The organism is Soonwooa sp. T0.1_25 (assembly GCF_057652215.1).
In genome coordinates, this window is record NZ_JBYFBZ010000004.1 from 198,271 (window position 1) to 223,777 (window position 25,507).

21 protein-coding genes and 1 pseudogene are annotated in these 25,507 nt (G+C 36.3%); 13 read left to right on the forward strand and 9 right to left on the reverse strand.

Going from position 1 to position 25,507, the window contains the following annotated elements:
* Positions 1–3: 3 nt before the first annotated feature.
* Both AC23MB_RS07745 and AC23MB_RS07750 read right to left on the reverse strand, forming a co-directional pair.
* Entirely contained in the window at positions 4–5,439 is a 5,436-nt protein-coding gene (locus tag AC23MB_RS07745) for an InlB B-repeat-containing protein (protein WP_487786917.1), read from the reverse strand.
* Between the two features lie 316 nt (positions 5,440–5,755).
* Entirely contained in the window at positions 5,756–6,532 is a 777-nt protein-coding gene (locus AC23MB_RS07750) for a hypothetical protein (protein WP_312322362.1), read from the reverse strand.
* 191 nt (positions 6,533–6,723) lie between these two features.
* On the opposite strand from AC23MB_RS07750, the gene glgP reads away from it, so the two are divergent.
* A complete protein-coding gene (gene glgP, locus AC23MB_RS07755) occupies positions 6,724–8,382 on the forward strand; it encodes an alpha-glucan family phosphorylase (protein ID WP_487786918.1) in 1,659 nt (552 codons plus the stop codon).
* 126 nt (positions 8,383–8,508) lie between these two features.
* Here the strand turns inward: glgP and aceA are convergent, their stop codons facing one another.
* Together aceA and aceB are read right to left on the reverse strand one after the other, a co-directional pair.
* On the reverse strand, positions 8,509–9,786 hold the full coding sequence (gene aceA, locus AC23MB_RS07760) for an isocitrate lyase (protein ID WP_409506643.1): 1,278 nt from the start codon (positions 9,784–9,786) through the stop codon (positions 8,509–8,511).
* Positions 9,787–9,934: 148 nt separating this feature from the next.
* Complete coding sequence (gene aceB, locus AC23MB_RS07765; RefSeq protein ID WP_487786919.1) at positions 9,935–11,509, reverse strand: malate synthase A; 1,575 nt, start codon at positions 11,507–11,509, stop codon at positions 9,935–9,937.
* A 123-nt stretch (positions 11,510–11,632) separates the two neighbouring features.
* On the opposite strand from aceB, the gene AC23MB_RS07770 reads away from it, so the two are divergent.
* Positions 11,633–13,114, forward strand: coding sequence for a helix-turn-helix domain-containing protein (locus tag AC23MB_RS07770; protein WP_487786920.1), 1,482 nt, complete (start codon positions 11,633–11,635; stop codon positions 13,112–13,114).
* A gap of 99 nt (positions 13,115–13,213) precedes the next feature.
* On the forward strand, positions 13,214–13,858 hold the full coding sequence (locus AC23MB_RS07775; RefSeq protein WP_487786921.1) for a ComF family protein: 645 nt from the start codon (positions 13,214–13,216) through the stop codon (positions 13,856–13,858).
* Between the two features lie 36 nt (positions 13,859–13,894).
* Here AC23MB_RS07775 and upp read toward each other — a convergent pair whose 3' ends face one another.
* Positions 13,895–14,545 carry a uracil phosphoribosyltransferase gene (gene upp / locus AC23MB_RS07780; protein ID WP_487786922.1) on the reverse strand — a complete coding sequence of 217 codons (651 nt, stop codon included), beginning with the start codon at positions 14,543–14,545 and terminating at the stop codon, positions 13,895–13,897.
* An 83-nt stretch (positions 14,546–14,628) separates the two neighbouring features.
* Positions 14,629–15,939 (reverse strand): ribosome biogenesis GTPase Der, encoded by a 1,311-nt coding sequence (der, locus tag AC23MB_RS07785; RefSeq protein WP_487786923.1) that lies wholly within the window; start codon positions 15,937–15,939, stop codon positions 14,629–14,631.
* A gap of 282 nt (positions 15,940–16,221) precedes the next feature.
* On the opposite strand from der, the gene AC23MB_RS07790 reads away from it, so the two are divergent.
* The 6 genes from AC23MB_RS07790 to AC23MB_RS07815 all read left to right on the forward strand — a co-directional run bounded on the left by AC23MB_RS07790 (position 16,222) and on the right by AC23MB_RS07815 (position 20,287).
* Positions 16,222–16,683, forward strand: coding sequence for a heme-binding domain-containing protein (locus AC23MB_RS07790; protein ID WP_487786924.1), 462 nt, complete (start codon positions 16,222–16,224; stop codon positions 16,681–16,683).
* The gene (locus AC23MB_RS07795; protein WP_487786925.1) at positions 16,683–17,111 is read left to right on the forward strand and encodes a thiol-disulfide oxidoreductase DCC family protein; all 429 of its coding nucleotides are present in this window, start codon (positions 16,683–16,685) and stop codon (positions 17,109–17,111) included. The genes AC23MB_RS07790 and AC23MB_RS07795 overlap by 1 nt, the downstream gene beginning before the upstream one ends.
* 81 nt (positions 17,112–17,192) lie before the next feature.
* Entirely contained in the window at positions 17,193–17,864 is a 672-nt protein-coding gene (locus AC23MB_RS07800) for a DUF4290 domain-containing protein (RefSeq protein ID WP_487786926.1), read from the forward strand.
* Complete coding sequence (gene murA / locus AC23MB_RS07805; RefSeq protein ID WP_487786927.1) at positions 17,864–19,171, forward strand: UDP-N-acetylglucosamine 1-carboxyvinyltransferase; 1,308 nt, start codon at positions 17,864–17,866, stop codon at positions 19,169–19,171. The genes AC23MB_RS07800 and murA overlap by 1 nt, the downstream gene beginning before the upstream one ends.
* Before the next feature lie 104 nt (positions 19,172–19,275).
* A complete protein-coding gene (locus AC23MB_RS07810) occupies positions 19,276–19,836 on the forward strand; it encodes an NADPH-dependent FMN reductase (protein ID WP_487786928.1) in 561 nt (186 codons plus the stop codon).
* 223 nt (positions 19,837–20,059) lie between these two features.
* On the forward strand, positions 20,060–20,287 hold the full coding sequence (locus tag AC23MB_RS07815) for a hypothetical protein (RefSeq protein ID WP_487786929.1): 228 nt from the start codon (positions 20,060–20,062) through the stop codon (positions 20,285–20,287).
* 16 nt (positions 20,288–20,303) lie between these two features.
* On the opposite strand, the gene AC23MB_RS07820 is transcribed toward AC23MB_RS07815, so the two are convergent.
* Positions 20,304–20,636 (reverse strand): hypothetical protein, encoded by a 333-nt coding sequence (locus AC23MB_RS07820; RefSeq protein ID WP_487786930.1) that lies wholly within the window; start codon positions 20,634–20,636, stop codon positions 20,304–20,306.
* Between the two features lie 17 nt (positions 20,637–20,653).
* On the opposite strand from AC23MB_RS07820, the gene AC23MB_RS07825 reads away from it, so the two are divergent.
* A complete protein-coding gene (locus tag AC23MB_RS07825) occupies positions 20,654–20,764 on the forward strand; it encodes a hypothetical protein (protein ID WP_374329052.1) in 111 nt (36 codons plus the stop codon).
* On the opposite strand, the gene AC23MB_RS07830 is transcribed toward AC23MB_RS07825, so the two are convergent.
* Positions 20,761–21,393: a YiiX/YebB-like N1pC/P60 family cysteine hydrolase gene (locus tag AC23MB_RS07830; protein ID WP_374329053.1), complete on the reverse strand. Its 633-nt coding sequence runs from the start codon at positions 21,391–21,393 to the stop codon at positions 20,761–20,763. The two genes, AC23MB_RS07825 and AC23MB_RS07830, sit on opposite strands and share 4 nt — an antisense overlap.
* A gap of 107 nt (positions 21,394–21,500) precedes the next feature.
* Here AC23MB_RS07830 and AC23MB_RS07835 point away from each other — a divergent pair.
* Positions 21,501–22,498 (forward strand): annotated as a pseudogene (locus AC23MB_RS07835) (isoaspartyl peptidase/L-asparaginase family protein).
* Between the two features lie 38 nt (positions 22,499–22,536).
* On the opposite strand, the gene AC23MB_RS07840 reads toward AC23MB_RS07835, so the two are convergent.
* The gene (locus tag AC23MB_RS07840) at positions 22,537–22,992 is read right to left on the reverse strand and encodes a DUF1801 domain-containing protein (RefSeq protein ID WP_487786931.1); all 456 of its coding nucleotides are present in this window, start codon (positions 22,990–22,992) and stop codon (positions 22,537–22,539) included.
* A gap of 87 nt (positions 22,993–23,079) precedes the next feature.
* On the opposite strand from AC23MB_RS07840, the gene AC23MB_RS07845 reads away from it, so the two are divergent.
* Entirely contained in the window at positions 23,080–24,276 is a 1,197-nt protein-coding gene (locus tag AC23MB_RS07845; RefSeq protein WP_313028433.1) for a pyridoxal phosphate-dependent aminotransferase, read from the forward strand.
* 100 nt (positions 24,277–24,376) lie between these two features.
* Positions 24,377–25,393: a UDP-N-acetylmuramate dehydrogenase gene (gene murB / locus AC23MB_RS07850; protein WP_487786932.1), complete on the forward strand. Its 1,017-nt coding sequence runs from the start codon at positions 24,377–24,379 to the stop codon at positions 25,391–25,393.
* The last annotated feature ends 114 nt before the right edge of the window (positions 25,394–25,507 follow it).

Genomic DNA, 25,507 nt, shown 5'->3' on the forward strand with positions numbered 1-25,507 from the left:
ATATTATTTCCTGATTTTATTAATATAAACTTGAGTTTTAGTTTTTGTCTTAATTATATAAACTCCATTCGCTAATACTTCGCTAGAAACTTTAAATGTTTTATCATTAAGCTTTTTTGCCAATAATAATTTACCTCCCATATCATACAATTCAATGTCTTCAATTATAGAGTCTGTCACACCAACAAAATCATTATTATTTCTATACACTTTCAAACCTAGTGCTTTGACATTATCTGTATCCAAAATTTTTGATTCTTGATAAGCAATTTCAAAACGATCATTAAATTCGCCAACCTGCGATGTATATATATATTGCTCTTTCGTCAGGTCAATTTCTTTATGTAGCAGTTTATCTCGTAAGTAAATTGATTGTGTACCAAAAGCACCTTCTCTATTACCTAATCTAATAATATACTGCCCCACGTGTCCCTGTCTAACCCCTACACGCACTCGATCTTCTAGATCCAATGGATATTGGCGACCTTGTATCTGCATTTTAGATTGATCTACAAAGCTATAAAAAGCGTTAGTTGGTTCTCCAAATAATTCTGCATCATAATTTCTATCGTAGGCATTAGTAGCACCTTGCACATAACCCAATAATATTGTATTAATAGACGCATTAGGAGCTTCCATCTCTAACCAAAAGCGATCGCTTTGATTATTCTTATCATTAAAAAATACTCCCGCTTCTGCACTTCTCATATCATTTGAAAAATTAAGTGTTTGGTTAAGTCCCACATTGTTAACCTCCACAATGAAACCTTGCCCCAACTTAACATATTGTGTTGGTGTATTTTGTACAACCGCACCACTATATTGCGTTGGCGGAGTACCACCCGTCAATGTTATCGTTGCATAAAAATTATCATAATACCCTGCACCTTGTTGCTGCACAGGAGCTCCTGGCACATTAGTCCAAAACCAAGCCTTACCAGATATTTTACCACTGTTTGCATTAAAGAATTTAACAAAATCCAAATTGGAAGGATAAGGGTTACCAATTAAATTATATCCGCCAGTCGTCGCCGTTTTCTTCTGTACTGTTACTGTAAATGCATCTCCATTATTTGGCACACCTCCGAATTTAAACAAATTAGCAGTCTCCGTATCAGGATCAAATCCATCTTTTCCTCTAATAGCATAACCCTTACCTGGAACAAAATGCGTTTCTGAGGTAGGAATTGCTTTTAGATAATCAGTTGCTTCCTCATAATAATAAATTCTGTTGTTGGGTGTTCCTACTGAGAAGCCATCATTTACGGCTGCATTATTTAACAACTTTTGACCAGCAACCGGACTAGACCAATAGGTATAATCCATTTTTCTCATATGAGCTTGACGCTCAACACCAATGCTTCCAATATTACTAGCGTCTACATCCTGCATCAACACGGCGTTATTTGCTAAAGTAATGACACCACCATTATTTTGTAAACCCTTTTTAGCATACAAAGCATTTGGCGCAGCATTATCAACAGTTTCAGCCACTTTTAGCTCACCTGATACAACACTTACAATATTATTGACTTTCGTAGTTCCAGATGCAGTTTTAACACCAGAGCCAGAAATTCTTAGGTTCTGATAATGTGCATCGCTAGGCGTACTTGGTTGTGCAGTTGTAATAATCTGGCTCGCTCCTGCATAATCGATTGTTGCCAACGGATCCAAAACAATACTTGGTGTATTGGTATTTTTAATTGCTGTATTTGTACCACCGCTAAATCCGTTAGTGTTTATGACTTTAAACACACCTGTATTGGTTACATGGAAGTTACTGCCTGATTGTAATGTTAATCCTCCCGTCGCAGTACTTATTCCAACATTACTTCCAGAAATTACAACATTACTATATAGTGGTGCAAGACGAATATTAGTAGCAGATGCACCAACAAATTCTATAGTAGAAGTTGGCGACAATGTGTAGATACCCCCAATATCTGGTTTAGTGTCAGAGCCTCCAGTTTTCAGCCAAGATGTATCTTGCATGGTAAGGCTAGTTGCTGTACCTCCAAAAGTTCTGGTACCTGTATCGACAATTGTATTATCCTTAATTAAAACAAATTTCACATTATTAATTGGCGCAACCAAAGTTTTTGTCCCACCATTACTAAAAGTCAAATTCTTATACGCAAAAGCAGTAACATCCTGATTACCTTCCAATCCATAGATGATAGTCGAGTTATCCCCCAATGTAGGCACTATAGATGGCAAAACTGTATTTGTTCCTGTAAATCCATCTTTATCTCTATTAACAAAGTTTCCATTAATAATAACCCTCGGCGAACCTCCAGACGAAGTTATTTTATTTTCACCACCGTTATCAAAAGCACCCCCTTCAGCAACATTTAATTCTCCATTTGCATTACTTAGATTTAGATCACTACCAACAGCTGAATTCAATGCAAAATAACCATTATTATTAACATTTAATGCTTCGGTAACTATGGTTGACGCTCCCGCAATATTATTATCTACATTGGCATTTATATTTAAAACTTTAAAATTTGTAGAACCTCCTAACACAAAAGGTGTAGTTGTATTACCGTCAAAAGTATAACCAGCCCCATTAGCCGAGAAACTATTTGTCCCTGACAAAGCTACAGAGCCGCCAACTCCTCCCGAATTAGAGGTCATAATATGTCCTGTAGCCGCTTGTGTAAAACTACCTGTACCCGACAACACATACTGGGCAAACTTCATGGTCCCATTATTCGTAACTCTCCCACTATTAATAACTTTGTTAGAAATCAACGTCAAGACAGTTGCAGTATTAATGCTAAGCCCTCCTGTTGCTAAAGTTAAACTACCTCCACCTAACTCAGCAGTCTTTCCATCAATCACTATTTCATGCGATCCTGTTTGCGTTACAGTACCTGAACCTCGTATACCATTTCTAAAGGTTTTTTTATTGCTATTTGTGAATGATGTACTTCCTGTTACCTCAAGGACACCATTGACAACTAAAGGCGAATTTATTCCCGCTCCTGCTCTAGCATCTCCTGAGATTCTCAAAATAGGAATAGTCACATCATCTACATTTGGAAAATAAATAGTATTACCAAAAGCACTACTCTGCGGCCATTCTAACACAGAAGCATTTTTAAAAATATAATTGGATGCACTACTCGTGATTTGACTTACACTCCCTCCTGTCATCAATATGCGTCCACCCGTCTCTACAGATATCGTTGATGAGCCACTAAATGATGCTGCAGCATTTGAAGCGGTATGTTCCAAAGTCCCTCCAGACTGTATAATAATGTCATCACCAACACCGTCATTAAGTGTAAATGTATTTGATGACGCTAAGACACCACCATCTTCTATTACAACTTGATCTATATTAATATTGCTATCAATAGACACATTATGTCCGTTTCTTATGCTAATAGTTTTTGCAACACTAGTAGGCGTAGTCGTTGCCGCTACATAACTAACACCATCTACAGACGCTTCCCATGTAGATATATTAGTCCATGAGCCACTTTGCTTACTTCTATAATAACCATTTGCAGGATTAGCAGCTATTACAACATCATTACTTGTAACACCTCCAATATTCGTAGATATGGCTACTATTTTATAAGTACCCGCCGCATCTATTTGGATGTTATTAAATGTCGCGACGCCTGCAATAGCATTTGTTGTTAATGTTCCTGTCAAATTCCCAGAACCAGATACATTTATTTTACTCAAAGTTACAGCACCTGTATATTCCGTATCAACACTATTGTTAGGACGTCTTGCCTCAACTTTGAAAGTAGTTAAACTAACACCAGATGTACCATTCGCAGGAGGCCCCGGATTAAACACCAATTGACTCGCTCTAGCTAAAGTCGTAACAGTCTGTACATAACCATATATATAGGATGTACCATTATACACATAAGCTTTATAAGAATATTCGCTATTTGAACTCAACGACGGCAAGTCTATACTATAGCTACCAGTACCAACACCAGATACAGAAGATTTTGTTACGCCGACACCTCCTATGAGAGGATCGTTATTATTAGAACTTAAAGAATATACAAAACCCTTTTCTATAACACTAGGACATTGTCCTGATACACTATAGTTAGCATTAAGCCTTGCTGCAGTATTAGCTACATTACTTGCTACATTAGTAGTTACAACAGGCAATACAGGTGTTATTCCTATACCAATAAGGGAGTTACTAGTCGTTGCAGCTTCAGTGCTATTAACCATAATTGTGGTAGATTTTGACCCTCCAGAAGTCGGGGTAAAAATTACATCATATGTAATCTTTCCACCATTAGCTCCAATAGTTGTATTAGAAATATTACTTATTGAAAACTCTGGATTACTAGAAGTTATCGTTACCCCAGTTGCCTCAACCCCTCCAGTATTACTTATGGTATAAGTCTGTTTAGTGGCCGCAATATTTGGACATATCATACCATGATTGGTAATATTAGTACCTGTATGACTCAACAGAGGAGAAGCTAATACCCATTGCGCATACATTGTTGTATTGCTAGCTGGAATTGTATAACCAGATCCTTCAGCATAATTAGTTCCTGTACCATTAGCAGCAGTATTCCAACCATTAAAGTTATAACCCGTCCTTGTAAAAGTATTATTACTTATCGTAACATTAGTATTATAATTTGCAATTTGCGTTACTGGTGATGTACCTGTTCCCCCGTTAGCATCATATATGACATTATATTGATTAATCAACCATTGTGCATACAACGTGATATTACTAGCAAAAGAATAATTGGCGCCATCTGCAAAAGTATTACTTCCCAAACCATTGGCTGCATCATTCCATTTATCAAAAGAATGACCAGTCCTTGTAAAAGTGTTGGTAGTTAGGTTGGTCGCAGTAGAAGAGGTTTGTGTTGTAGTTGTTGCTGTTCCATAATTACTATTAAAAGTAACTGTTTTGCCAGCTACGAGTGGAATTGAAATTACAATGTTTTTTATCCTTACACTTGGAACACCTGAAACTGGATCATAAAATCTAAATTTCACATTTGAAGAAATAATAGGTCCTGAAAATGTCACACTAGAACTAACGTAAGTCGTATTACTAACCGTAGGATTTGAGGTTTGCGTAGAATTCCAACTAACACCCCCATCTAGTGACATATCCACATTCAATGCAGTTGTACTAGACGCACCATAAGTTGCAATATCAAAAGAAATGCTTACTGAATTTGCTCCATTTATTGAAGAATACACATTTGAAGTAACATAATCAATATTAGAAGTTGTTCTTTCAACTAAATAATAAGCATTCTGTTGTATCGCTTGAGTAGCAACATTATTTGTTGCTGTCCAACTGGTAGGAATACTGGCTCCTGTTGCTGTATTATCAATGATTGTCTGCCCCCAAACATTCATCGACAACACACTAAAAAACACAACAACTAAAAGCCTTAAAAAAGATATATTTTTTTCCATAATCGTTTGTAATTAAAATGGGCGGTAAATATAAAATATTTTAACAATCATTTATTATACTTATCAAAAACTTAATAATAATTTAAGAAATCATAATAAAACGAAGCCTTAACATAACTCTATTTAATTATTTCAAAACAAATAATATTCTATTTTTTAATATTTGGTGCTCCTGTTTTTAGTACTAAAATAATATGTCATTCAAAAATTTTCGACAAATTAATAAACCCTAAGACTATGGCCCGGCTTATAACTAGCATAATTGATCGACATTTGTGGTCTCCGCAATATACTTGCAGCTAGCAAAGCCGAAGCACTACTTTATCATCAAAATCTCACTAAAAAGATTCTCCAAATGCAATATCCGTTGGAAAGGACTTTTAATAGCTTTCAACACTTCAGGTCTCTGGATGTAGCTATATCGCGAGGACATATTATGCATATTCGATACGAGGATTAACCAACACTCATCAATCTTGCTTTTATAGAGAGGATATTTAACATTTTTCTTTTCTATAATGTTTAAGATTTTATTTGCGTGCAACTCATCGAACAAAGACAAGTTATAGTCTAAAACCAAAAGAACGCCCTTGTCATAAGGCGTTCTTCTAATCGATGTCACGTATTTAGTCGTTTTTTGTTGCATCACAGCTTTACAAATATCCTTTACTACTTTTTCTTGATGGTTGGTCGTCACAAGTCGAGAGTCCAGACCGATGTGGTAAATTCCTGAAGCCTTATCCGAGGTCGACAACCAATCTTCAACATATCTGAAAAGCTGATTGATAAGCGCCTCTCGCTTCTTTAGTTCAAAATGATTAATAACTTCCGAAATCTCCAAACCAATGCGTTTACCATTAATTCTTACAATAAAATCAGGACTTTCACCAGTTAGATTTTCGATTTCGATATCGGGATAATGTTGCAACAAAGTACTTAGGAGAAGCACTTCGGTTTTCTTTTGATAAGCTTCGCGCTCCGATAGCCGCTCGCGGTCAATCTCGCGCCACCAATAGCTCAACTTTTCGGCAGCATTTTTATGTCGCAACATACATAAAGCTAGAGATTTTCTAAGATCTTCGGTGAACAACATAACAACCTAGTTTACAATTAATCACATCTTAAAGCTAAGCATTATTTCTGCTATGTAATTGATTATTAATAAAATTTAATACCAAGACTCGCATAACATTTAATCCTATTTAAATGAAATACAATGCTTTTTCTAAAACTATTTTTATTCTAAATTCTTAAATTTGTCCACTCTAAACAAATGATAACTTAATGGATTTTAGAAACTTTAAGATGCCATACAGCATCAATCCTCAATATTCTAAAAGAACAGCTTACTTCTCGATGGAGTTTGCGATCGATCAATCGCTTAAGATATACAGTGGTGGACTTGGCTTTTTAGCAGGTTCGCACATGCGAAGCGCCTATAATTTAAAACAAGATTTAGTCGGTATTGGCATCCTTTGGAAGTTTGGTTATTATGATCAAGCTCGTAATCCGGATCAAACGCTTAATCCCGTTTGGACTAAAAAAATGTACTCTTATCTTGAAGATACTGGCATCCAGTTCCAAATCGAAATCCACAACGCGCCAGTTTGGGTAAAGGTTTGGTATCTTAATCCCGAAACTTTTAAGACTTGCCCAATGTTCTTTTTGAGTACCGACGTACCAGAAAATGATCACATTTCTAAAACCATTTGTCACAAACTGTACGACGCCAACGAGTCTACAAAATTAGCACAGTATATTTTATTAGGAAAAGGTGGTGCAAAACTTTTAGACGAAATTAATTGCGAGCGCGATGTTTATCATCTTAACGAAGCGCACGGACTTCCTGCAGCATTTTATCTTTTAAGAAAATATGGCGGCGATCTTTCTAAAGTTAAAGAAAAATTAGTTTTCACAACGCATACGCCAGAAGAAGCTGGTAACGAAAAACACGACCTTGGACTTTGTCACAATATGTCGTATTTCTGTGGATTGAGCAAAGAAGAAGTTAAACAAATTGAAGGTAGTGAGGACGAAAGATTCAACCACTCGCTTTGTGCGCTAAAGATGGCGAGAGTTGCTAATGGTGTTTCTCAACTGCACGGTGTGGTTTCTCGCGCAATGTGGAATAAATACCCTAACATCTGCGAAATAAAATCTATTACCAACGCTCAAGAATTCAAATATTGGGCGGACAAATTATTATACATTTCCAAAGATGATGGTGATACGGCAGCTTTCGATTTTAGAAAACATTATTTAAAGAAAAGAATGTTCCGCAATGTTGCCGATCAATGTGGTAAATTATTTGATCCTAATGTTTTTACAATTGTTTGGGCAAGACGTTTTGCAGGTTACAAAAGAGCCGATTTGTTACTAGAAGACAAAGAGCGTTTCCGTCGTTTATTAGAGAATAAAGAATTCCCGGTTCAGATTATTTGGGCAGGAAAACCTTATCCCATGGATTATTCTGCGATTTCGACTTTTAATAACTTAGTGGAAGAAAGCAAGAATTACAAAAACATGGCAGTTCTTACGGGTTACGAATTATCATTAAGTAAATCGCTGAAACAAGGTTCTGATCTTTGGTTAAATAATCCTCGCGTCCCCCGTGAAGCGTCCGGAACATCTGGCATGACCGCCGCCATGAATGCTTCTGTCAATCTATCAACAGACGATGGTTGGATTCCAGAGTTTGCAAGACATGGCCAAAATTCTTTTGTCGTTCCCAAAGCAGATTACGACAACATGACAACTTTGGAGCAAGATCAATACGACCTGCAAAAGCTTTATGATATTTTGGAAAACGAAATCATTCCGACTTACTACAATGACAAAGACAAATGGCGCAAAATTGTAACTAACGCAATGGACGATGTACACTTCCAATTTAATAGCGATCGTATGGCAGACGAGTATTACCGATTGCTTTACAATAATTAACTCTAAAACATCAATAAAAAGCTAGCAATATTCCACAACTGCTAGCTTTTTTTTATTAAATGACTGTCAAGATTTTGAGTCCTGAAAATCTTATACACTTAAGAGCCAAAAATGTCTACCTCATTTTTAAAATTGCGCGGCCTCGGTAGAATCTTTCATCGCAACAGTTGCAGCCATACCGTTAGTAACAACATTTTGTACCTCATCAAAATAACCAGTTCCTACAAAACTTTGATGCTTAACAGCACGGAAGCCTTTCGCTTGCAAAGCAAATTCTCTTTCTTGCAACTCCGAATAACCAGCCATTCCACGTTCTTTATAAGCCAACGCCAACTCAAACATCGCAGTATTCAACGCATGGAATCCTGCTAAGGTTATAAACTGGAATTTGTATCCCATTTTCGCCAACTCTTCACGGAAACATTCCATTTCTTCAACACTTAATCGCGCAGCCCAATTAAACGATGGCGAGCAATTGTAAGCCAACATTTTATTTGGAAATTTAGCATGAATGCCTTCTGCAAATTGTCTTGCTTGCTCCAAATCTGGGTTCGACGTTTCCATCCAAATCAAATCAGCGTAAGGCGCATAAGACAAACCGCGATCAATACCTTGCTCTACTCCATTTTTAACAACATAAAAACCTTCCGAAGTTCTTTCTCCTGTTACAAATTTTTTATCTCTATCATCAATATCTGACGTTAAAAGATCCGCTGCATCAGCATCTGTTCTTGCAATAATCAAACTCGGAACCCCCAAAACATCAGCTGCCAAACGCGCTGCAATCAGCTTGTTAATCGCTTCTTGTGTCGGCACCAAAACCTTGCCACCAAGATGGCCACACTTTTTAGCAGATGACAATTGATCTTCGAAGTGAACGCCCGCCGCACCAGCTTCTATCATCTGTTTCATCAACTCAAAAGCGTTAAGATTTCCTCCAAAACCTGCTTCGGCATCGGCAACAATCGGCACTAGATAATCTTTGTCGCCACCACCATTGACCGACTGTATTTGATCTGCACGCAACAATGCATTATTAATTTTCTTTACAACCGCCGGCACCGAATTAGCAGGATACAAAGATTGATCGGGATACATTTCGCCCGAAAGATTAGCATCAGCCGCGACTTGCCAACCCGAAAGATAAATAGCTTCTAGACCAGCATCAACTTCTTGCACGGCTTGGTTCCCTGTTAGAGCGCCCAATCCAGCAACGAAATCCTGGGTATTCAACTTCTCCCAAAGTAACTCCGACATTTGCGTCGCAATGGTGTAATCTAGTTTGTACTTCCCTCGTAGTCTTAAAACTTCTTCAGCAGAATAAGGCCTTGTAATACCTTTCCAACGTGGATTGTTTAACCATTCTTGTTCTAAAATCTGGATTTGTTCTTGTTTTGTTTTCATAATATTTTGTGATTTAATTTGATTAAAATGTCTAGTGTTTTATTTTAAATTTTGAATAAAATCGCCCTTGCCACTCATTTTTACGATGGGTGATATTTAAAAATTGACTTAAAAAAAAATGTTTGTTATTCCTTGTTACGGAAAAAATTTAAGCTAAATATGGATAAGCTTTTAAGCTTAGAAATTCTATGAAGTTATCGGAGAAAACCATGTCATTAAAAAGCTCTACAGCTAGGTCAAATTTTCCATTTTCAAATCGAGTGTCTCCAACATAAGTTTTGATATGTTCTAATTCTTTTTTTTGAAGTTTTAAAATCAAATCTTTAGTCACAACTTCTCCACTCTCCAACTTCACGGCGTGTTTTAACCACTGCCAAACTTGCGATCGCGAAATCTCCGCCGTTGCCGCATCTTCCATCAAATTGTAAATAGCCGCTGCACCAACGCCCATCAACCAAGATTCGATGTAAAGAATGCCGACATTAATATTTTTGCAAAGTCCCTTCTCTGTAATCGTCCCTACCGGCACTTCCAACAATTGACTTTCAGAAATTCCGTAGTCAAACAACTTATGAATCTGATTAGAGGTCGGCATATATTGATCGAAAACCTCCATCGCCACAGGCACCAAAGCTGGATGTGCCACCCAAGTTCCGTCGTGACCATTTTGTACTTCACGCTCTTTATCGACACGTACTTTCTGAAACGCTTCTTCGTTAGCTTGTGGATTATCTTTCACTGGGATTTGCGCCGCCATTCCGCCAATGGCAGGTACACCTCGTTTATGACAAATCTCAACAACTCTTTTGGTGTAAGCATCCATAAAGGGCGACGTCATCGTCACCTGATCGCGATCGGGCACTAAAAAATGTGGAAGATTTCTAAACTTTTTGATGTATGAAAAAATATAATCCCAACGACCGCAGTTAAGTCCAGCACTGTGCTCTTTTAATTCAAATAAAATCTCATCAAGCTGAAAAGATGCCGTAATCGTTTCGATAAGAACCGTCGCTTTGATGCTTCCAGAAAGGATTTTAAGATAATCTTGAGCAAATAAAAACACATCATTCCACCAACGTGCTTCTTCGTAGTGTTCAAGTTTTGGGAGATAGAAAAATGGTCCACTCCCCTTTGTTAAAAGCGTTTTAGCATTTCTAAAAAAGTAAATACCAAAATCCACCAACGAGGCTGACATCAAGTCACCATCCACCGAAATATGTTTTTCGTCCAAATGCAAACCGCGAGGCCTAACCAACAGAACTGCAGTTTTTTCTTTCAATTGATATTGTTTGCCGTTAGTTTCAAAATCGATTGTACGGTTAATCGCATCCGACAGATTAATCTGACCTTGCATACAATTCTCCCAAGTCGGCGAATTACTGTCTTCAAAATCCGCCATAAAGATTTTAGCACCAGAATTAAGCGCATTAATCACCATTTTTCTGTCAACTGGCCCAGTAATCTCCACACGTCTGTCATGCAAATCGCGAGGAAGTGGCGCACACACCCACGACGATTCGCGAACGTCTTTAGTCGCTTCCAAAAAACTTGGTAATCGACCTTTATCAAATTCTTTTTGAATCGTTTCTCTTTGTTTTAAAAGACGTAAACGCTCAGGATCAAATCTGTGATGCAATGCTAAAAGAAAAGCCTTCAACTCTTCAGTAAACAATTGGCTGTAAGAATCTTGCGCTTCTATTGTTAAACTTTCTAAACTTGTCATCCGTACTTTTTATTTGTGATTGATTTGACAAATCTAATAAAAAACTTTCACAATTAGCGAACGTTCGCTAATTTTACGAAAAAATTATTATGCCAACAATTGCAATTATTTTATATTTGTTATATGAATGCCGATAGCGACTACATCCGTGTAATTTTTGGACTCAAACTAAGACAACAACGACAAAAGAAAAATTGGTCGTTGCAAGATTTAGCAAACAAAACTGGCTTGTCAAAATCCTATCTAAACGAAATCGAAAACGGAAAAAAATATCCTAAACACGACAAAATCATCCAAGTTGCCGAAACTTTAGGATGCAGTTTTGATGAATTGGTGTCGACAAAACTTGACAGAAGTTTAGCACCGATTAATGAAATTTTGCAATCGGATGTTTTCAAAGAAATCCCATTGGATCTTTTCGGAATCAACCGTAACAACCTTATCGGGATGATAAGTGAGGCACCTAAAAAAGTGACCGCTTTTATTACAACCCTTATAGAAATTTCGCAAAATTACAACCTAGGAAAAGAACGTTTTTTCTTTGCTGTACTTCGATCGTTTCAGGAATTATACAACAATCATTTCCCTGAAATTGAAGAAAAAGCGGAAGCTTTTTATCACCAATACAATCTCAATCCTCGTGAATTAAAATCCAGCGAATTAGAAGAGATTTTAATAGAGCATTTCGGTTATCAAATCCATTCTCAAGACTTTGACAACTTCGGGACTTTACAACATCTTCGTTCGCTTTACATTCCTGAAAAGAAGAATCTTTTACTCAACCAAAGATTAGACGAAAATCAAAAAACCTTTATTCTAGCGAAGGAAATTGGGTTTCAGGTTTTAGATCTAAAAGCACGTCCCAACACTTATTCTTGGGTGGACATCAACAGTTTTGAAGAAATACTGAACAATTATTATGCTTCTTATTTTGCTGGTGGATTGCTGATTCCTAAAAAAGAATTGGTTAGAAAAACAGGAGATTTCTTCGATCATAAAGAATGGGATTCTACGCATTTTGAAGATTTAATTCAACATTTCACCAACTCACCGGAGACTTTATATTATCGTTTAACCAATATTTTGGCATCCGAATTTGGAATTAAAGATTTGTTTTATTTATGTTTTGTACAAAAGAAAAACAGCCCAAAAGTTCAGATTCTTAAAGAGTTGCACCTCAACCAACAACAAGCGCCCCGATCTAATGCCATGAACGAGCATTATTGTCGTCGTTGGGTTGCGCTCAAAAATATGGAACAACTCGAAATTAGCGATGCGCAATTAACCAACGCACAAATCTCCCAATATAAAGATTTTGGATTGAGTTATTTGGTGATTTCGACGTCGCAAAAAAATCCATTTTCTGATGGTAGCAACCGTAGCTATTGTCTCGGAATTTTATTAAACACCAACTCTCTCAAGAAAATTAATTTCGCCAAAAGCGCCAATCTACAGACTGTCGAAGTCGGCGTTACCTGCGAACATTGCAGCATCAGCAACTGCAAGGAAAGACAAGCGCCTGCAACACGACTTGATAAAGAAATTTTCAATAACGATATGAAAAAGTCGATTGATAAAATTAGAAATCAAATTTTAGGAAAATAATTTTTTTTAAAAATCCTCAGCTTGCTTTATTATTAAACCCAAAAGTTTAAACAAATATCTATCGCCTAAAATTATTATATTTAAGCAAAGAATTTTGCCATGTTTTTGGATTTATTTTTTCCGAATCGTTGTTTGGCTTGCGAAGAAATTATCTCTGCAAACGCAATTCTTTGCGATATTTGTGAAGAAAAACTGAGTTTTAGCCATTTTAAATTTGATTGCGAAAATCCTTTAGCACAAAAAGCAAAACTTCTTTTTCCTATTGAACAAGCTTATGCTTTGTTTATTTTTAAAGAAGAAAATCTTGCCAGAAATCTACTTCATCGACTAAAATATGGCGACCAAGAATTCATCGGAAAACATTTTTCACATTGGATCTTTGACAGAATCAGCATTACAAATATCGACGAAATCGTCAGCGTACCACTGCATCAAAAAAAGTTGAAAAAACGAGGTTACAATCAATTAACTTTATTAGGAAATGAGTTATCAAAACTTTATAACATCCCTATAAATCATCAACTTCTAAAAAGAAATTCTCACAACAAAGCGCAAGCTCAAAAAGACAAACAACAACGTACGGAAACAGAAACTCTTTTCTCAGTTATTGGAAATCCCGAAAACAAACACATTCTTTTAATAGACGATGTTTACACAACGGGCAATACGCTTGCAAGTATTGCATGGGAAATTCTAAAACACCCCAATACAAAAGTTAGTATCTTAGTAGTTGCAATGGATTAAGAAAAATTTATGATTTACGATTTTAAATCGAAAAAACTAGCGTTGTAACTTTTCGCCGTAAGATAAATCGCCTGCGTCGCCCAGTCCTGGCGTAATATAACCTTTCGAAGTTAAAGAAGCGTCGATAACACCAACCCAGATTTTAGCATTTGGAAAAGCTGTCTGAATAGCGTTAACACCTTGTTGGCTTGCGATAGCTGCAACAATGTGCATCTCTGTTGGTACTCCGTTGGTTAACAAATCTTTTATGGCTTCAATCAACGAAGCGCCCGTTGCCAACATAGGATCCGCCACAATCAACGGTCGACCATCCAGATTAGGACAAGTTAAATAATCTTGCTTAATGGAAAAATAATCGTTTGCATCATGCTTTCTGTAAGCGGCTACAAATCCGCAATCCGCCTTATCAAAATAGTTAAGAACACCTTGAAATAACGGAACTCCCGCTCTTAGAATTGTTGTAATAACTGGTTGTACTGCAATTTCTTTAGCTGCAACTTTATCCAAAGGCGTGGTAATTTCCACATCGACTTGCGCCATACCTTTACTAATTTCAAAGGCTGCAATCTCGCCGATTCTTTCCAAATTTCGACGGAACTTCATGCGATCTTGTTGTACATCAACATTTCGTAAGTCATTAATCCACGAGTTGACTAAAGAAAATTCTTGGGACAATTCTGTTACCATAAAGAGTAATTCTTTTTAAAAATATAAATTAGCTATAAAGTTAAGGAATAAAAAGCCTTCCGAAAAATCGAAAGGCTGATATTTTATTTTTGTCTGAAATAAACTTCAATCGGAACACCCGAAAATCCAAATTCTTTACGCAATTGGTTTTCTGTAAACCTTTTGTAAGGTTCTTTAACATATTGCGGAAGATTACAGAAAAACACAAACTGTGGCGATGGTGTTGGCAATTGCACACAATATTTGATTTTCACATACTTTCCTTTGATAGCTGGTGGTGGTGTGTTTTCAAAAATCGGCAACATCACTTCGTTAAGTTTAGACGTTTTGATTTTTTGTTTACGATTTTCATAAACTTCCATCGCTGTATCGACCGCTTTTAGGATACGTTGCTTAGTTAAAGCTGATGTAAACAAAATTGGAACATCGCTAAATTGACCAATCTTGTGACGAATTGCCGCTTCGAAATCGCGCATTGTATTTGTTTTTTTATCCTCTACCAAATCCCATTTGTTGATAACGATTACGATACCTTTACGGTTTCTTTGCGCAATTCCGAAAATACTCATATCCTGCGCTTCCCAACCTAAAGTTGCGTCCACCATGATAATGACAACATCCGAGTTTTCGATAGCACGCACAGAACGCATCACCGAATAAAATTCTAAATCTTCAGAAACTTTATTCTTCTTACGCATACCAGCCGTGTCCACTAACACAAACTCGTGACCGAATTTTTTATATAAACTTTGTACAGAATCTCGCGTCGTACCAGCAATATTGGTTACGATATTTCTTTCGTTGTCTAGTAAAGCATTTGTCAATGTCGATTTACCAACATTCGGACGACCAACAATCGTAATTTTTGGAAGTCCTTCGAAAGGATCATTGTACTCTGTCGTGGGAAAATCCTTCACAACATCATCTAGTAATTCTCCCGTACCAGAACCAGTTGCAGAAGATAAAGTATAATACTTATCGATTCCTAATTGATAGAATTCTGTTGCAGCTAATTCTTCTTTTGAAGAATCCACCTTGTTAATAACGACATAGACTGGTTTGTTAGCTCTACGAAGCATTTCGTAAATCTCTTGATCAGTTTCAGTAAGCCCTTCCTCAACATTTAGCATAAATACGACAGACGTTGCTTCGTCAATCGCTAATTGTACTTGTTTCGAAATTTCTTCTTGAAAGATATCATCATTATTAACGTCATAACCTCCTGTATCAATAACCGTAAATTCTACACCGTTCCAATCAGACTTCCCGTAGTGACGGTCTCTGGTAACACCAGCAGTAGAGTCAACAATAGCTTCTCTTCTTTCTAATAAACGGTTAAATAACGTAGATTTCCCAACATTAGGGCGACCAACGATGGCAACAATATTTGACATAAAAAAATGTTTAATAATCCTTAGCTTTTAGTATTTGCATTAGGACCTGATTATTAATGGGTCTCTCCGACTTTCGGAGCCCAATTTTTTTGCAAAGATAAACTTTTTCAAATAAAATATTTTGCGTTAAATATTAATTATCAATTAAGTGGTAAAATATTAATGTTGCAAGCATTTATTTTAACCTTAATCTAAAATAAATTTTGAAAATGATTAATAAAAAAGAAATAAAAGCATTAGCTGAAATTTTCTTAAATTCACTTTTTAAAAAAGCTTTCGGATATGAAAAAAGTAATTACGGTAATTTTGGTCGCTTTTATCATGATTCAATTTTTTCCAATTGATAAAATTAATCCTGAGATCAATCCACAAATGGATTTTGTAAACACTAAAAAACCGCCCATAACAGTTTCTAAAATCTTGAAAACATCTTGTTATGATTGTCATTCTAACGAGACAAAATACCCGTGGTATGCTGACATTGCGCCAGCATCTTGGTTTTTGAAAAATCATATTGACGAAGGTAGGGTTAAATTAAACTTCTCAACTTGGGCCACTTACGAACCAAAACGCCAAGCTCACAAATTGGAAGAATCAATAGAAATGTTGGAGAAAGACGAAATGCCTTTAGAATCTTATCTTCTTGGCCATCCGGAAGCGAAACTAACGCCAGAAACGAAGAAATTGCTAATCGAGTATTTCCGACAAGTTAAACAAGATACAGAAGAAGCTAATATTTTTTAATGGAAAATTTACCAAACAATTTCCGCGATAAATACATTGTTTTTTATGATGGTGATTGTGGATTTTGCAACTTCTGGGTGCAATGGATTTTGGATAGAGATACGAAAGATCAGTTTCTGTTTGCAGCTTTACAATCTAATTTTGGACAAAAATTTTTAAAAGAAAGACAACTGCCACGCCAAGATTATGACAGTATTTACCTTTGGAAACCGAATTCATTTTATCTTAAAAAGTCGGATGCTGCTATAAAAATTGCAAGAACAATAGGCGGAATCTACCACACCGCCATCCTTGGAAAAGTGCTCCCTTACTTTATTAGAGATTTCTTATACGACCAAGTTGCAAAACGTCGCAAAAATATAATGTCTCAACATTGCAGAATTCCGTCAGAAAAAGATCGAAAGAAATTGATCCCCGACGAATTTTAGTTAAAAAAACGAGCGATAATTTAACATCTTGAGAGAATTTTGAACTATCAAAAATTTCTATTATTTCCTATATTTGCAGTTATGGAATACAACACCGAAAGAAGTGCGCTTCAAATGCCAGAATATGGCAGAATGATCCAAGAGATGGTAGAAATCTGTAGAACACTACCAACCAAAGAAGAGCGAAATGATGCCGCAAGATCCATTATAGAATTTATGGGACAACGCAACCCGCATCTGCGTGACGAAGAAAATTATAAACACAAACTTTGGGATCATCTATTTATTTTAGCCAATCATGATCTCGATGTAGATTCGCCATATCCGATTTTGACACCGGAAGAATTAACGACCAAACCTAGAAAAATGCCGTATCCGTCTTATGATAATGAGTACAAATTCTATGGTAAAAGTATTTTGCAACTTATCGAACGCGCTATTGTTTTAGAACCTGGTGACGAAAAAGATGCATTGATACAAGTAATCGCAAACAACATGAAAAAGTCTTACAATGTGTATAATAAAGAACATGTACAAGACGATGTTATTATCCGTCATCTTAAGGATTTATCTCAAAATAGACTCGATTTGACAGGTATAGACTCTTTAGATAAGAGTAAAATCTATTACAACAACAATCGTAATAATAACAACAAGAATAACAGAAACCAAAACACTAATAATAACGCAAAAAAAAGACATCATCACAACAATCAGAATAATCAAAACAATCAGAAAAACAACAGAAAATAATGAACGGAGCTTTTGAAATACGAGGAGGAAAACAACTATATGGCGACATTACACCGCAAGGTGCTAAAAATGAAGCGCTTCAGATTTTGTGTGCTGTATTGTTAACAGATGAAGAGATCAGAATCAAAAACATCCCTGACATCCACGACGTTAATCGTTTGATTGAGATTCTGGGTGACTTCAATGTGAAAATCACAAAAAATGGTCGCGGCGATTACACCTTCAAAGCGGACGCTGTTAATTTTGATTACATAAAATCTCCTGAGTTTAAAAAAGATGGTGCAAAACTTCGTGGTTCTGTTATGTTGTTAGGTCCAATGCTAGCGCGTTATGGCGAAGCTTATATGCCTACGCCTGGCGGTGACAAAATCGGAAGACGTCGTCTCGATACGCACTTCCAAGGTTTTGTTGAATTGGGTGCTGAATTTTCTTACGATGAAGAAGAACAATATTATTCTTTAAAAGCGAAAGAATTACACGGTAAATTTATCCTTCTAGAAGAAGCTTCGGTTACAGGAACTGCCAATATTCTTATGGCAGCCGTTTTAGCAAAAGGAAAAACAAGAATCTACAACGCTGCATGCGAGCCTTATCTACAACAACTTTGTAAAATGCTGATTCGTATGGGCGCAAATATTTCGGGTGTTGGTTCTAATCTTTTAACGATTGAGGGTGTAACTTCACTACGCGGAACAGAGCATAGCATGCTTCCTGATATGGTAGAAATCGGCTCTTGGATTGGTCTTGCAGCGATGACTAAGTCAGAAATTACCATTAAAAATGTTAATTGGAACCAGCTAGGAATTATTCCTGATACATTCAGAAAACTTGGGATCCAATTAGAGAAAAGCGGTGATGATATTTTTATCCCAGCGCAAGAACATTATAAAATTCAGAAGTTTATCGATGGATCGATTTTAAATATTTCTGATGCGCCTTGGCCAGGCTTTACGCCAGATTTGTTGTCGATTATTTTGGTAGTTGCGACGCAAGCAAAAGGTACTGTTTTGGTACATCAAAAAATGTTTGAATCAAGATTATTCTTCGTTGATAAATTGATTGATATGGGAGCACAGATTATCCTTTGTGATCCACATAGAGCCACAGTTGTTGGATTAAATCACGAAACGCCTTTGCGTGCAACAACGATGGTGTCGCCAGATATTCGTGCAGGAAATGCTTTGCTAATTGCAGCGCTTTCGGCGGAAGGCCAATCAACCATCTATAACATCGAGCAAATCGACCGTGGGTACGAAAACATCGATGGTCGTCTGAAAGCGCTTGGCGCAGATATTAAGAGAATCTAATTCTGAAAAATAAACAAAAGACATTCTGAAAAGGATGTCTTTTGTCTTTTAAAATAAATATGTTCTCGAAAAATTCATTAATTTTAAATCAATAAAAAAATAAAATGATGGACAAAAAACATATTGGCATTTTTGTAGGAAGTCTTAGAAAAGAAGCTTTTTCAAAAAAAATTGCAGAGCAACTAATTGCTTTATCACCAGAAAATTTGACATTAGAAATTATCCCAATCGGACAATTAGCTTTGTACAATCAGGATTTTGACGACCATGATGAAGCACCAGAGAATTATAAAGAATTTCGTGAAAGCGTAAAACAATTAGATGCTTGTATTTTTGTAACGCCAGAATACAATCGTGGGGTACCAGCAGTTCTTAAAAATGCCATCGATGTGGCTTCTCGACCCGGCGGAAAAGGCGTTTGGGGCAAAAAACCTGGCGCAGTTATCAGCAGTTCTCCCGGGATGTTGGGCGGTTTCGGGGCTAATCACCATCTACGTCAGACTTTGACATCGGTCAATATCTACACGATGCAACAGCCAGAAATTTATTTAAGCCAAATCGGAAAAGCATTTGATGAAAATGGAAAACTGGATGAACGTACAACTGAATATCTTAAAAAATTTATGACCGCTTTTGTTGATTGGTGCACTATTTTTTGGAAATAAACTTTGAATTAAACATCTTTTGAAACATTTCAAATTTGTTTTAATAATACTAAGCCTGTTAGTTATTTTGCTGATAGACTTATTTTCGTTTTCGAAACCGAAACAGATTCTCATTGCAGAATACAACCCAAACTATCTCTCAATTTATCCAAATACAAATTTTATAAAATTCGAAAATAAAGATTTTTTAATTAAAGAAATTTATAAGTATCGGCTAAATCTTTTGACGGAAATTCAATTTTCGGGAAGTGAAAGTTTTGCAACTCAAAAAGTAGATGTCTCTGATTTAATTAAAACCAAAGAAAAAACAGGCTTTCCAAAATTTTTAAAATTTAAAAAGAAAGACCACGAGATTATTTACAATTCCCAAACTTATCCAATTACAGAGCAACGTCAAGATAGTATTTTTTCAAAAATTAATGAAAACAATATAATCCTGTTTATCAATTAGATAACAACGATAAGGCTTACCAACCGCCGCCACCGCCACCACCGCCACCGCCGCCAGATGAACCACCGCCGCTAGAACCGCTAGAGCTAGAACCTCCCGAATAAGAACTCGATGAAGATGATCTAGAAGATGAGGACGAATAAGAGGATGAATCTGATGAGGAAGACGTAAAACTAGCTGGTGCTGGAGGGTTGCTAGACTCTAAGACCGACATCGAAAACGCCGAAGCGAAAGTAGAATCAAAAGCAAATTCTGAAAACTCGGTTGTGTCAACTAAAGACGATTTTAATGAACTTCGGAAGCGCTGTCCCCAAATATCTTGCACATTCAAAACAATGGCGTAAGGCAAGAATTTATCTTGAAAAGATGTTTATCCAATTAAAAGACTCAGGATTAAAGCCAAGTGCAGACTATATTCTTCTGACCGGAAAAGATTTTGAAACAGGTAAAAATGTGAGCGAAAAGGTGAAAATTTAATCTAAAATTTTGATGCGTTCCAGCTTTTCAGAAGCTGCCAATCCATTGGGATTACAACCTAACTTCCCTTCGGGAACTTCGAGATTTTTCTTTTGATAAAAATCTTTCCAGAAAACATTAGTTACGCCAGTTTTTGGATCGACAAACGTCATAGGTTCGAGTTTAAAAATATCATCTTTTCTAAAAGAGCGTTCGATAAAATCTGAGCAATAATAAGCGTTTTCACTTAAAATATAATCAAAATTATAAGGCTTTCCGACCAAAGAATTTGCTTGTTCTATCGCATAAGGAATACTTTTCTGAAATGGATTTTTTAAACGATAAACTACAATATGTTGACCTTTTTGCTTTTGTTCTTTCACAAAATCTGACATCGCTTGTCGTTGAGAACCGCCTCGTGGCGCAGCATGCAATACAAAATAATCTTTTCCATCTTTTTCTACCAAGCCGATATGATCATAATTGGCGCTTTCTTCTTTTTGTGTCACATTATTAATTGCCCCAGAAAGTCCCTCCTGTTGCGCCGTTACAAAAAGCAAATCTCCGTTTTCCACACCTTTATATTTTACATGAGAAGCACAACTTACTATTATTAAACATAGTCCAACAAAGAATAATTTCAGTTTCATACCGCTTCATTTTTACGATTGCAAATTTACAAAAGCATTTTAAAACTTTTGAAAACCGATGCTTTAAGCGTTTAAATATTATTAAATTTGATGCAAATCCTTTTTTTATGAAAAAACTCTTACTTCCTTTTTTACTGATTAGTGCTATGACAATGGCTCAAAAAAAATATGTTATGGTCATCCACGGTGGCGCTGGCACAATAACTAAAGCCAATCTAACACCCGAAAAAGAAAAGGAATACCGTGATAAACTTACTGAAGCGTTGCAAAAAGGCTATTCTGAACTCAAAAACGGAAAATCTTCATTAGACGCAGTAACAACCGCAATTATGGTGATGGAAGATTCGCCTTTATTTAATGCAGGAAAAGGCGCCGTATTCACCAACGAAGGCAAAAACGAGTTGGATGCATCGGTGATGACAGGCAACAATCTAAAAGCTGGCGCAGTGGCTGGTGTAACTACGATTAAAAATCCTATTCTTGCGGCAAAAGCTGTTATGGAAAAATCTGAACATGTAATGATGGCTGGCAAAGGCGCGGAAGATTTTGCAAAATTACAAGGTTTAGAAATTGTTGATCCTAACTACTTTTGGACCGAAAAAACTTGGAACAGTTTACAAAAAATGAAAGTTAAAGAATCTGAAAAAAAATTTCGGCAACGCATCAAAAACAACCAGATTACTTTTTAATCGATCAAAAATTCGGGACCGTTGGCGCTGTCGCTTTGGACAAAAACGGCGTCATCACCGCAGGAACTTCAACTGGTGGTATGACCAACAAAAAGTATAATCGTATCGGCGATTCTCCAATTATCGGCGCCGGAACTTATGCTAATGACCAAGTTGGACTTTCAGCAACAGGTTGGGGCGAATTTTTCATCCGTACAGTGGCATCCAAAACTGCAGCCGATCGTATGAAGTTTTTAAAAGAAAATGTTAAAGATGCCAGCCAAGCAAGCATCGATGAAATCGGAAGATTAGGCGGCAGCGGCGGAATTATCGCTTTGGACAAAGACGGAAACATAGCGATGCCTTTCAATACAGAAGGTATGTATCGTGGCGCGGTAACCGACAAGGGTGAAATTGAAGTCTTGATTTACAAATAAATTCAAAATAAAAAACTCAGCTTTGCTGAGTTTTTTTTTTATCGTTTATAGTTTGATTCGTAACAGTTAATCCAATCTTTAGCAGTCATTTTTTGACAAAGTTCAGCGATTAAATCTAATGGTATATCATCCATCTTTTTGAATCGAATGCAAGATTTTCCCATGTCCAATTTTCGTTTAGAATGCTTTGGATATTCTTCCACAAACCAATCTAACAAATCAGGTTTTGCATAAATTCCCATGTGGTACAAAGCGATAAAATTCTTTTGCGATGCCAAATTAATAAACGGTAAAGGTGTCCCAGGCGCACAATGATAACCCGCGGGATAATCTTTTAAAGGCACTGCCCAACCTTGCATTCCGTAGCTTGTGATATTTTCAAAACCTTTTGGAAGATTTTTATTGATGACATCAATCATTTGTCTAATAATCTCTTGACGTTCTTCAGGAATTTTAGAAATATAATCTTCAACAGTTGTCGCTTCTATTTGCATACTGGTTCTAAATTTTAGTTTAAGGAAAAAATGAAGTTTAAATTTAGAAAATTAAATCTTATTTTTGCCATACAAATTTTTGAAATTATGCCAAAAATATCACAACGCGCTAAGCACATGCCTGCTTCGCCAGTTAGAAAATTAGTTCCTTTCGCTTTACAAGCCAAACAAAAAGGTACAAAAGTATACCATCTTAACATTGGGCAACCTGATATCGAAACGCCTCAAACAGCTATAGATGCTATTAAAAATATCGATTTAAAAGTTCTAGAATATGCACTTTCTGAGGGAAATCTTGAGTATAGAAAAGCCTTAACAACATATTACAATACATTAGGTTTCGAAGATATTACACCTGATAACTTCATTGTAACTAACGGTGGATCAGAAGCTTTAAACTTTGCAATCTCAACGCTTTGTGATGACGGGGACGAAGTAATTATCCCTGAACCTTATTATGCGAATTATAATGGTTTCACAAGTACATTTAATGTGAATGTTGTGGCCATCCCATCAAGTATTGACAGTGGTTTTGCGTTGCCGCCGATGGAAGAATTTGAGAAAAAAATCACGGATAAAACGAAGGCAATTATCATCTGTAATCCTGGTAACCCAACAGGATATCTTTACACCAAAGAAGAATTGCAACAATTGGCGGACATCGCTCTTAAACACGATATTGTTGTGATTTCGGATGAAGTCTACAGAGAATATGTCTACGATGGCAAGCAACAAATTTCGATGTTGGCTTTCCCAGAATTGTCAGAAAACTGCATCATAATTGATTCTGAATCAAAACGTTACTCGATGTGTGGTGTAAGAATCGGTTGTATGATTACTCGTTCTAAAAAAATACATGATGCCGCAATGTTGTTTGCACAAGCGCGACTAAGTCCAGTATTATTGGGACAAATTGCTGCAGCTGCGGCACACGTTAACGACGACGCCTATATCCGTGGTGTTCGTGAAGAATATACAAAACGTAGAAATCTTTTAGTTGACTTGTTAAACAAAATCCCAGGTGTTATTTGTCCTAAACCAAAAGGTGCTTTCTATTGCGTTGCAGAACTTCCTGTTGATGATACTGAAGAGTTTGCACAATGGCTTTTGGAGAGTTACTCTAACAATGGAGAAACTATTATGGTAGCGCCGGCTGGAGGTTTTTATAGCAATCCAGAATTAGGAAAAAAACAAGTTAGAATTGCTTACGTTCTAAAATCTGAAGATCTAAAACGTAGTGCAGAGATTCTTCGAGATGCTCTTAAAGTCTACAACGACAGATAAAATAAATAGTGAAGCGGGAAAATTTTCCCGCTTTTTTTATGATGCTTTATGAAGTCAATTTCTTTTAATTTTGATAATTTAGCAGTTTCAAATTCTAAGAATGATTCAGAAAAATCTTTCCCTAAAAGCTTTCAACAGTTTTGGTGTTGAAGCGAAATCTAAATATTTTGTAACAATAAAATCTGTTGAAGCGCTTCTCGAGGTGCTTCAACATCCCGAAATCCAAAACGAAAATATATTGTTTTTGGGTGGCGGAAGCAATATTCTTTTAACAAAAGATTTTGATGGTTGTACAATTCAATTAGATTTAAAAGAAATTTCTGAAAAAAAACTAGACGATAATCATGTTTTGGTGACCGCCAATGCTGGTGAAAATTGGCATCAATTTGTACTTTATTGTTTAGAAAAAAATTATGGCGGCTTAGAAAATTTATCTTTAATTCCTGGAAATGTTGGCACATCGCCGATGCAAAATATTGGCGCTTATGGTACCGAAATAAAAGATATTTTTGAATCTTGCGACGTTCTTAATCTTGACTCTTTAGAAGTTGAAACTTTCGATTTAGAAAAATGTAGATTTGGTTACCGCGATTCTATTTTTAAACAAGAAGGAAAAGGTAAATATGTTATTTTGAATGTTACTTTTCGTTTGACAACGCATCAACATCACATCAAAACCGAATACGGCGCTATAAAAGCTGAACTCGAAAAAATGAATATAGAGCATCCGAGCATCCAAGAGGTTTCTAAAGCTGTGATTGCGATTAGAGAAAGCAAACTCCCGAATCCTAAAGAAATTGGAAATGCCGGAAGTTTTTTCAAAAACCCAACAATTCCGTTAAGTCAATTCGAGGTTTTAAAAGATAAATTCCCGAACATACAAGGTTATCCAAATGGTGATTGGGTAAAAGTTCCTGCAGGTTGGCTCATCGAACAATGTGGCTGGAAAGGCAAACAAATTGGAAATGTTGCGACGCATCATCTTCAGTCTTTGGTGATTATCAATAAAACAGGAAATGCGACTGGCAAAGAGATTTTCGATTTTTCAACAGAAATTATTAATTCGGTTAAAGAAAAATTCGGAATTAAGCTTGAACGCGAAGTAAATATTCTTTAATGCAAACCTTTTAAAATTAAATTCCGAAAATAGATTTTAGAATAGTTTTCTTAATAATTTAAAAACAATAGGATAAAATAACTATTTTTAAAAAAAATTAAAATACAATTATCC

Coding starts and splice junctions, on each gene's coding strand:
- AC23MB_RS07745 (WP_487786917.1), bottom strand. CDS start 5,439: ATGGAAAAAAATATATCTTTTTTAAGGCTTTTAGTTGTTGTGTTTTTT.
- murA (WP_487786927.1), top strand. CDS start 17,864: ATGAACGGAGCTTTTGAAATACGAGGAGGAAAACAACTATATGGCGAC.
- aceB (WP_487786919.1), bottom strand. CDS start 11,509: ATGACAAGTTTAGAAAGTTTAACAATAGAAGCGCAAGATTCTTACAGC.
- AC23MB_RS07845 (WP_313028433.1), top strand. CDS start 23,080: ATGCCAAAAATATCACAACGCGCTAAGCACATGCCTGCTTCGCCAGTT.
- der (WP_487786923.1), bottom strand. CDS start 15,939: ATGTCAAATATTGTTGCCATCGTTGGTCGCCCTAATGTTGGGAAATCT.
- AC23MB_RS07810 (WP_487786928.1), top strand. CDS start 19,276: ATGATGGACAAAAAACATATTGGCATTTTTGTAGGAAGTCTTAGAAAA.
- aceA (WP_409506643.1), bottom strand. CDS start 9,786: ATGAAAACAAAACAAGAACAAATCCAGATTTTAGAACAAGAATGGTTA.
- AC23MB_RS07770 (WP_487786920.1), top strand. CDS start 11,633: ATGAATGCCGATAGCGACTACATCCGTGTAATTTTTGGACTCAAACTA.
- glgP (WP_487786918.1), top strand. CDS start 6,724: ATGGATTTTAGAAACTTTAAGATGCCATACAGCATCAATCCTCAATAT.
- AC23MB_RS07800 (WP_487786926.1), top strand. CDS start 17,193: ATGGAATACAACACCGAAAGAAGTGCGCTTCAAATGCCAGAATATGGC.
- AC23MB_RS07750 (WP_312322362.1), bottom strand. CDS start 6,532: ATGTTGTTCACCGAAGATCTTAGAAAATCTCTAGCTTTATGTATGTTG.
- AC23MB_RS07825 (WP_374329052.1), top strand. CDS start 20,654: ATGTTTATCCAATTAAAAGACTCAGGATTAAAGCCAAGTGCAGACTAT.
- AC23MB_RS07790 (WP_487786924.1), top strand. CDS start 16,222: ATGAAAAAAGTAATTACGGTAATTTTGGTCGCTTTTATCATGATTCAA.
- AC23MB_RS07775 (WP_487786921.1), top strand. CDS start 13,214: ATGTTTTTGGATTTATTTTTTCCGAATCGTTGTTTGGCTTGCGAAGAA.
- AC23MB_RS07830 (WP_374329053.1), bottom strand. CDS start 21,393: ATGAAACTGAAATTATTCTTTGTTGGACTATGTTTAATAATAGTAAGT.
- upp (WP_487786922.1), bottom strand. CDS start 14,545: ATGGTAACAGAATTGTCCCAAGAATTTTCTTTAGTCAACTCGTGGATT.
- AC23MB_RS07795 (WP_487786925.1), top strand. CDS start 16,683: ATGGAAAATTTACCAAACAATTTCCGCGATAAATACATTGTTTTTTAT.
- murB (WP_487786932.1), top strand. CDS start 24,377: ATGATTCAGAAAAATCTTTCCCTAAAAGCTTTCAACAGTTTTGGTGTT.
- AC23MB_RS07840 (WP_487786931.1), bottom strand. CDS start 22,992: ATGCAAATAGAAGCGACAACTGTTGAAGATTATATTTCTAAAATTCCT.